This window comes from Pseudomonas sp. FG43 (assembly GCF_057809175.1).
Map to the genome: position 1 here is coordinate 1 of NZ_JBMDJL010000004.1, position 8,552 is coordinate 8,552.

An 8,552-nucleotide genomic window follows, 5' to 3' on the forward strand; every position below is an offset into this window, starting at 1 on the left:
GGAGCGAATTCATTCGCGAATGAATTCGCTCCTGCCAGGGGGGCGGTTGATCAATGTCCCTTGCAGGCTGCTGCAACCGAATCTTCAAAACGCTCAAGAACCATGGCCACTTCCTGTTCGCTGATGGTCAGCGCCGGCAGGAAGCGCAGTACGGAGCTATGACGACCTCCGGTTTCGATGATCAGGCCATTCTCGAAACAGTTGAGCTTGATGGCGCGGGCCAGTTGTGAATGGCCCGTGCCGGTGCGGCCTTGCTCGCGAGGGTGGGTCACCTCGACGCCCAGCATCAGGCCGCGACCACGGACTTCGGCCAGTGCCGGGTAGCGCCGGGCAATGTCCTTGAGACCGCTGGCCAGCGTCTCGCCCCGTGCAGCAGCCTGCGCCGCCAGGTTCTGTGACTGTATATGCCGGATCGTCGCTGCACCCGCGACCATTGCAATCTGGTTGCCACGAAATGTACCCGCATGCATGCCGGGGCCCCAGGTATCCAGGTGTTCGGCAAAGACGATTACAGACATCGGATAACCACCACCAATCGCCTTGGATAGCACCAGAATGTCTGGAGTGATCCCCGAATGATCGATGGCAAAGGTGCTGCCGGTACGCCCCAGGCCTGTCTGTACTTCATCGATGATCAGCAGGATTTCCTGCTCACGGGTGATCTCACGCAACTCGCGCAGCCAGTTTGCCGACGCGGGAATACAGCCACCTTCGCCCTGAATCACTTCGACGATCACCGCGGCGGGTTTCTGCACGCCGCCTTCGGGGTCGCTGAGTACCGTGCGGATGTATTCGATGGAAAGCTTATCGGTCTGCGAGCCATCGGTGCCAAAGGGGCAGCGCAACGCATAAGGGAAGGGCAGGAAGTGTGTGCCGGGGTTGACCGCGCCTGTGTTGATCTTGGGCTTGAGGTTGCCCATGGCCGACAGGGCGCCTGCGGTCATGCCGTGATAGCCGCCATGAAATGCCATCAGCGGGGTGCGCTGGGTGTAATGACGTGCCAGCTTGATGGCCGCTTCCACAGCGTCCGAACCACTGGGGCCGCAGAACAGGATCTTGCTGTTGTTGCGCATCGGCGCGGGCAATGTCGCGAAGAGCGCCTGCACGAACTCATGCTTGGCCGGCGTTGCCAGATCGAGGCCTTGTTGTAGCTGATCGGTATCCAGAAACTGCAGCACGGCCTCGCGGACCACCGCAGGATTATGACCCAGGGCAAGGGTGCCGGCATTGGCCAGACAGTCAAGGTACTCGCGTCCCTGGTCATCCTTGAGGTGTGAACCGTTACCGCTGACGAACAGGCGCTGGAATGTGGCCGCGTAAGTCCTTGCGTTGGATTCGACTTTTTTCAGATAGCTCAACTCTTGCATAGTCGGTCACTCGTTTGCCTTGAGAAATGGCATCGCCTGCGAGGTGTTCACACGCCCGCGTGATGTGATTGCGATTCTGCTGCACAGGTCATGGACCGACAATTTCCCACGGGGCAATGTCCCCGCTTTCCGCGCCAGACAGTCATGACGGCAGACGTTTCAATAGCGCCGTCAATGCAGCCGAGCGCCTGACCCAACGTCCGGGCATCAAGAGGACGTCATGGATATCTTCAAAGCGGCAGCGCAACGTTCACTGCCGATACTCATTGCCCTGATCACCAGTGGTTGTGTGATGGGGCCCGACTATCAGCCTCCGCCGATCACCTTGCCCGCGCAATGGCATGCACCTTTGCCCCACGGCGCCAGCGTCAAGGCGCTGTCCGGCTGGTGGCAACAATTCAACGATCCGCAACTGGAACGCCTGCTGCAATGGGCCGAGGCCGACAGCCCTACGCTGGATCAGGCCTGGGCGAACATTCAGCAGGCCAGGGCGACCCTGGCAGCAAGCGATGCCGATGCGGCACCCAGCTTGCGAGGCAGTCTGTCACGCAACCGTACGGGAGAGCGTGAAGAGAGCACGCGCCAGTCGTACTCCAGTTCCTCGGCGGGGCTCGATGCCGCCTGGGAACTCGATCTGTTCGGCAAGTTTCGACGTAATCGTGAAGCCTCGGCCAATCGTATTCAGGCCCGTGTCGATGACTGGCATGACGCCAGGGTGTCGCTGGCGGCCGAAGTGGCCGATGACTACGTTCAATATCGAGGTTGTCAGCGCCTGGTTCTGGCCTACCAGGAACAGCTCGATTCGCAGCGCCAGACCGCCGAACTGACCGGGCTGTCCCTCAAGGCCGGTTTCACTGCACCGGCCGATCTGGTCTTGACCCAGGCATCGGCGGCCAGCAGCCAGTCGACCCTGATCAATCAGCGCAGCGAGTGCGAAGTACTGCTCAAGCAACTGACCCTGTTGACCGGCAGCGATGAAAAGCGGGTGCGGGAATTGCTGGGCCAGGCACCGGCCATCCTGCCGTCGCCAGCACAACTGGAAGTCCGTTCCATTCCTGCCGATCTGGTTCGCCAGCGGCCTGACCTGGCCTCGCGAGAGCGCGAACTGGCCGCAGCCAGCGCGGATATCGGTGTGGCCGAAGCCCAGCGCTGGCCAAGCCTGAGCCTGACCGGCTCGTTTGCCGTCGGGACTACGGATGGTCAGTTGGTGCGCAACTGGACTGTAGGGCCATTGTTGTCTTTACCGCTGCTGGATGGCGGCCTCGGTCGCGCCACGGTCAAGAGTGCCGAGGCTGCTTACGACGCTGCACTGGCCGCTTATCGACAGACGCTGCGCACGAGCGTAGGCGAGGTGGAACAGGCGCTGGTCCGGCTCGACGCGGCTCGACGCCGTGAAGCCGATGTCGAACGGGCGACTCAAGGCTATAGCGAATATTTTCAGGCCGTGGACAAATCCTGGCAGGCCGGTGGCGTGAGTATTCTGGATCGGGAAGTGGCCCGGCGTTCCGCGCTCGATGCCCGGATTGAACTGATTACCTTGCAACAGGAACAGGTACGTTACTGGATCGCCCTCTACAAGGCATTGGGGGGAGGATGGCAGGACAGCGCTGATAGCACGTCGGTCGCGCAGGCCTCGGCGGGAGAACGATCTTGAGTTCCGTACGTCGCAAGTTCGTCTGGATCGTGCTGGTGCTGGGCATTGCTCTGGTGCTGGTTTTCGTGATTCGCAGTCGCCCGCAAGCTCCAGACGCCGCACCTGCCAGCAATTTGAGCAGCCTCAGCGTCGAGGTCACCCAGGCACAGTGGCGCCCATGGCCCCATGAACTGACGGCGAGCGGTCGGTTATTGCCGTGGCAGGAAGCGTTGATCAGCGCAGAAACCGGCAGTCTGAGGATTGCCAGTATTCATGCGGATATCGGCGACCGGGTGCGCAAGGGGCAGGTACTGGCAACCCTGGCCCAGGACAGCCTGCTGGCCGAGCAGAGCAGGCAGCAGGCAACCGTCGAGCAGGCCCGGGCCAACCTGCGCAAGGCGCAATCCGATGTGCGCCGTGCCGATGTGGTGGGCGTGACCGGTGTTTTGTCTGCTCAGCAGAGCGAGCAGTACCGGATTGCCCTGGACACCGCCAAGGCCGAACTGGGCGTTGCGACTGCCGATATGCAGAGTATTCGTATCCGCCTTGGCCAGACCCGGATTGTGGCAGTCGATGATGGAATCGTCTCATCGCGCACAGCGCTGTTGGGCAGTGTGGTGGATGCCGGTACCGAGCTGTTTCGACTGGTGCGCGAGGGGCGTATCGAGTGGCAGGCCGAGCTGGACGCCCGGCAATTGCTTAGGGTCAAGCCAGGGCAGCACGCACAGTTGACGCTGCCCGACGGCCAGTCGGTGGATGGCCAGGTTCGTCTGGTATCGCCAATCCTCGATAACAATACCGGCCGGGCGCTGGTGTATGTGGCACTTGCACCAGACAGCCCGGCACGTTCTGGCATGTATGCCAGTGGCCGCATCGAGCTGGCTGCGAAACCTGCACTGACGGTGCCGGATACAGCGGTGTTCCTGCGTGATGGCCGTTCCTGGGTATTCATTGTCGGCACCGATGAGCGCGTTGCGCTGCGTCAGGTGCAGTTGGGGCGCCGCAGGGATAATGCCGTGGAAATCGTTTCCGGGCTGGACGAACGGCAGACCATCGTGCGTTCCGGCGGTGCTTTCCTGAGTGACGGTGCCCATGTGACGCCGGTGACGGCGGGGGCTGTTCAGCCATGACGTTGTCGTCCTTGTCGATACGCTTTCCCGTTCCTGCAATCATGCTGTTTATCCTGCTGGGCGTGCTGGGCTTTATCGGTCTGCAAAGGCTGGGTATCCAGGATTTCCCCGACCTCGATCTGCCCACCGTCACCATCAGTGCATCCCTTGAAGGCGCTGCACCCGAGCAACTGGAAACCGAGGTGGCCCGCAAGCTGGAGGACCGGCTGTCATCGCTGCGGCTGCTCAAGCATGTCACCACGACCATCACCTCCGGCAATGTACAGATCAATGTCAGCTTCGCTATCGAGAAGGATGGCAACGAAGCCCTCAACGAAGTCCGTAATGTGGTGGACAGTGCCATGGCGGAACTGCCCGCCAGCCTGGAAACCCCCAGCGTCTCGCGGCTGACGATCCATGACACACCGGTGCTGACTTATGTGATCGACGCGCCGGGCATGGACGAAGAGGCGCTGTCATGGTTTGTCGACAATGAACTGAGCAAGCATCTGCAAGAGGTCAGGGGCGTTGCTCAGGTGTTGCGGGTTGGTGGTGTCGAGCGTGAGATTCAGGTGGATCTCGATCCGACCATGATGGCCGGGCTGGGGCTGGGTGTTGCCGATGTAGAGACGCAGCTCAAGGCCATGGAAATCGATAACTCCGGCGGTATGGCGGAGCTGGGTGGCGCGCGCATGGCGGTGCGTACTCTGGGCGGTATCGAAGACCCGCAGACACTGGGCGCCGTTGATGTGCCGACTGGCGATGGTCGTTCCTTTGCATTACGCCAGTTGGCGACGATCCGCGACCACCATGCCGAGCGCCATTCCCTGGCATTTTTCAACGGCAAGCCAGTGATTGGTGTGCAGGTGATCCGCTCTCTGGGGTTTTCCGACGTCAGCATGGCCAGTGGCATCCGTGCGGCGGTGGCAGATTTCATGGCCCGGCAGCCCGGTGTCAGCCTGATCGAGATCAGCGACAGCTCGGCCTCGGTGCTGGAGAATTATCACGACTCGATGAACCTGCTGTACGAGGGGATTCTGCTGGCGGTTCTGGTGGTGTGGTGGTTCCTGCGCGATCCACGGGCGATGCTGATCGTCGCAACGGCATTGCCGCTGTCGATCATCCCCACTTTTGGCTTGATGTACTTCGCCGGTTTTACTCTCAATACCGTCTCCTTGCTGGCCCTGGCATTGATCATCGGCATTCTGGTCGACGATGCGATTGTCGAGGTGGAAAACATCGCCCGGCATCTGCGCATGGGCAAAAGCCCACGCGAGGCCGCCATGGAGGCAGCGGATGAAATCGGGCTGGCGGTGATCGCCACCACCGTGACGCTGGTCGCGGTGTTCCTGCCCACGGCATTCATGGGCGGTGTTGCAGGCAAGCTGTTCGTGCAGTTCGGCGTCACGGCTTCGGCGGCGCTGCTTTTCTCGCTGATGGTTGCGCGCCTGCTGACCCCGATGATGGCTGCGGCCTTTCTCAAACCGGTGGATCACGTCGAGCAGGATGGCTGGCTGATGCGCCGCTATCTGGTGTGGATTCATCGCAGTCTCGAATGGCGCAAGACCAGCATGGCACTGGCCGGGCTGTTCTTTGCCGGCTCACTGGCGTTGATCGGCTTCTTGCCCACCAGTTTTTTGCCGGCTCAGGACATTGCCCGGTCCACCATTACCCTGGAACTGCCGCCGGGCGCGACTCTGGAGCAGACCGCCAGTCTGGCCCGCGACGCCAGTGCCCGACTGAAGCCATTGCCGGGGATCCGGCATATCTTCGCCATGGCGGGAACGGCAGGTAGCGAGGCGGGCGATGGCGCAGCGGTCAATCAGGCAACCCTGACCGTGGAGCTGGCCCGGCGTCAGGATCGTGAGTTCAGCCAGACCGAGCTGGAAGCCAGCATGCGCGATGCCTTGCGCTCACTGCCGGGGGCTCGTGTCAGCGTGGGCGGCGATGGCAACGGTGAAAAGCTAGATATCGTCCTTGCCAGTGAAGACGGTGATTTGCTGGAGCGTACCGCACTGGCTCTCGAACCCCTGCTGCGCCAACTGAACGGGGTGGGCAACATTGCTTCCAGCGCCGCATTGCAGGCACCGGAGGTCCAGTTCCGCCCGGATTACACAAGGGCCGCGCAACTGGGTGTCACCAGTCAGCAGATCGCCGATACCTTGCGTCTGGCCACTTATGGCGATTACTCCTCGGCCTTGGGCAAGATCAATCTTTCCCAACGCCAGGTGAACCTGCGGGTGCGCATGGAGCCGGGTCTGCGGGGCGACCTCGAACGTATTGGCCAGTTGCGCGTCAATGGCCGGGATGGTCAGGTCACGCTGGCTTCCCTGGGGGAACTGAGTACCGGCAGCGGGCCGGCACAGATCGATCGTCTGGATCGACAGCGCTATGTCACGTTGTCTGTCGAACTCAATGGCCGCAGCCTGGGCGAAGTGATGAATCAGGCCCGTCAGTTGCCGGGGCTTGCGCATCTGCCTGCCGGAGTCCGGCTGGTGGAGCAGGGCGAAGTGCAGTTGATGAGCGAGCTGTTTGGCAGCTTCGGCCTGACCATGGCCATTGGTGTGTTCTGCATCTATGCGGTACTGGTGCTGCTGTTTCACGACTTTCTGCAACCGGCCACCATTCTTTCCGCACTGCCTCTCTCGTTGGGCGGCGCATTGCTGGGGCTGCTGGCTTGTGATCTGAGCTTTTCCCTGTCTTCGGTCATCGGCTTGCTGATGCTGATGGGCATCGTCACCAAGAATTCGATCCTGCTGGTGGACTACGCGATTCTCGCTCGTCGGGATTTCGGCATGAGCCGTTATCAGGCGCTGCTCGATGCCTGCCACAAGCGTGCGCGCCCGATCCTGATGACCACCATTGCAATGGGCGCCGGGATGCTGCCGACAGCTATCGGCGTGGGGGCCGATCCGGGATTCAGGCAGCCCATGGCGGTGGTTGTGATCGGCGGGCTCCTGACCTCGACCGTGCTCAGTCTGTTGGTGATTCCGGTGATTTTTACCTATGTGGATGACCTGTTGCAGCTCTTCAAGCGCGCTACGGGGCGTTTGGGCCATGGCCACTGACCTATCCAGATTCGCTGTTCCAATCAACACTACAACCGAATGAGGGCATCAACATGAGTGGTTCAATCTTTCTGGCGCTGCTGGCTGTGCTCGCGGTTCCCGGCCCGACCAACTCGCTATTGTTCCAGACTGGCATGAACCGGGGTTTCAATACGAAGTCATTGCTGTGGGTGGGGGCAGAGTGGCTGGCCTATATGATTCAGATCACGGCCTGGGGGCTGACCCTGGACCGGATCGCCCGTGACTATCCCTGGGTGGCAACCCTCAGCAAGGCCTTCGCGGTGTGCTTCCTGTTCTATATCGCAATGAAGCTCTGGTCTATGGCCCGTGCCGGCCAGCACGCCGATGATGAGCCGGGTCTTTCGCCAGCAGGTCTGTTCGTCGCCACGCTGACCAATCCCAAGGGGCTGTTCTTCGCTTCGTTCGTGGCACCTGTCGGTACATTCCTCAACAGTGCGGATTACCTGGCATTCATGAGCACCTTTACTGCTGTGGTCCTGCCGGTTGGTTCGGCCTGGGTCATCTTCGGTGCCTGCTTTGGCAGCCGGTTGAATTCACCGCGTTCGTCGCGTCTGCTGAACAAGGGCGTTTCCATGGTCATCGGCCTGTTCGCAACCGGCCTGCTTTACAACCTGGCTTCGCATTCGTTTACCGCTTGATGTTCGGAAGTTTCAGACTGCGCAGGAGTTCATTCATTCGCGAAGGGTAACTTCGCGAATGAATGAACTCCTGTCGGGATGTGTATTTATTGAGGCAAATAAAAACGATCCTGCAAAAGAGGATCGAAGGGGGAGTGGCCAGGCAAACTGGAAGTTAACAACTATTCAACTTCCAGTGTTTATTCTTGTTTTTTTATTGTTGCATTGCATCACTCGAAGAATGCGGTGCACGAATCAGTGAGTTGGCCGCATAGAAACCCAACACTCTTCGACTTTTAGCACGGTACTCGCAAGCCACCAGCGACGAGTCGGGCAGGGACTCGGTCGCCCCGGCATTGATCACCTGCATCTTCCTGCCTCCCGAGCGCAGGCGTACGTATTCACCGGGTTCGAAGCTGCTCATGTCATCGTCCTTTGCACGTGAAACTGCTCAAACGTTACTTGCACATTTGTATTCGATCACTGCGAGGCCGGGTTGTCTGTGGTGAAAAACAGGGACAAGCCCGCCCTATTCGGTATTTGTACCGCACGTCCTGTTTCTTGTCCGGGTATCAAGTGACATACATGTACCGGATCGCCTGATTAAAGTTCCCTCATATATACCGAAGTCCCTGACTATTCGAGACAGAACATATGACGATTTTTGCTGGAAACAAGGCGGTCAAGTGGATGGCGGATCGGGTGTCCAGTCGTTGTGTGATTCAAGGAGTAACTGC

General features: G+C 60.2%; 6 protein-coding genes. 4 read left to right on the forward strand and 2 right to left on the reverse strand.

What is annotated here, in order from left to right; translation table 11 throughout:
- Positions 1-50: 50 nt before the first annotated feature.
- Positions 51-1,367 carry a diaminobutyrate--2-oxoglutarate transaminase family protein gene (locus ACODS3_RS06730; protein ID WP_489033835.1) on the reverse strand — a complete coding sequence of 439 codons (1,317 nt, stop codon included), beginning with the start codon at positions 1,365-1,367 and terminating at the stop codon, positions 51-53.
- A gap of 220 nt (positions 1,368-1,587) precedes the next feature.
- On the opposite strand from ACODS3_RS06730, the gene ACODS3_RS06735 reads away from it, so the two are divergent.
- From ACODS3_RS06735 to ACODS3_RS06750, 4 genes are read left to right on the forward strand one after another with little or no spacing between them, the layout of a single operon-like run.
- Complete coding sequence (locus ACODS3_RS06735; protein ID WP_489033836.1) at positions 1,588-3,021, forward strand: efflux transporter outer membrane subunit; 1,434 nt, start codon at positions 1,588-1,590, stop codon at positions 3,019-3,021.
- A complete protein-coding gene (locus tag ACODS3_RS06740) occupies positions 3,018-4,130 on the forward strand; it encodes an efflux RND transporter periplasmic adaptor subunit (protein WP_489033837.1) in 1,113 nt (370 codons plus the stop codon). Before ACODS3_RS06735 ends, ACODS3_RS06740 begins: the two co-directional genes overlap by 4 nt.
- Positions 4,127-7,177 (forward strand): efflux RND transporter permease subunit, encoded by a 3,051-nt coding sequence (locus ACODS3_RS06745; RefSeq protein WP_489033838.1) that lies wholly within the window; start codon positions 4,127-4,129, stop codon positions 7,175-7,177. Before ACODS3_RS06740 ends, ACODS3_RS06745 begins: the two co-directional genes overlap by 4 nt.
- Positions 7,178-7,230: 53 nt before the next feature.
- Positions 7,231-7,836 (forward strand): LysE family translocator, encoded by a 606-nt coding sequence (locus ACODS3_RS06750; RefSeq protein WP_201000662.1) that lies wholly within the window; start codon positions 7,231-7,233, stop codon positions 7,834-7,836.
- 193 nt (positions 7,837-8,029) lie between these two features.
- Here the strand turns inward: ACODS3_RS06750 and ACODS3_RS06755 are convergent, their stop codons facing one another.
- Positions 8,030-8,239, reverse strand: a complete 210-nt coding sequence (locus tag ACODS3_RS06755; protein WP_489033839.1) for a hypothetical protein — start codon at positions 8,237-8,239, stop codon at positions 8,030-8,032.
- Positions 8,240-8,552: the final 313 nt, after the last annotated feature.

Excerpts from the sequence above, each read along its gene's own strand:
- ACODS3_RS06730 (WP_489033835.1), bottom strand. The coding sequence starts at position 1,367 with ATGCAAGAGTTGAGCTATCTGAAAAAAGTCGAATCCAACGCAAGGACT.
- ACODS3_RS06735 (WP_489033836.1), top strand. The coding sequence starts at position 1,588 with ATGGATATCTTCAAAGCGGCAGCGCAACGTTCACTGCCGATACTCATT.
- ACODS3_RS06745 (WP_489033838.1), top strand. The coding sequence starts at position 4,127 with ATGACGTTGTCGTCCTTGTCGATACGCTTTCCCGTTCCTGCAATCATG.
- ACODS3_RS06750 (WP_201000662.1), top strand. The coding sequence starts at position 7,231 with ATGAGTGGTTCAATCTTTCTGGCGCTGCTGGCTGTGCTCGCGGTTCCC.
- ACODS3_RS06755 (WP_489033839.1), bottom strand. The coding sequence starts at position 8,239 with ATGAGCAGCTTCGAACCCGGTGAATACGTACGCCTGCGCTCGGGAGGC.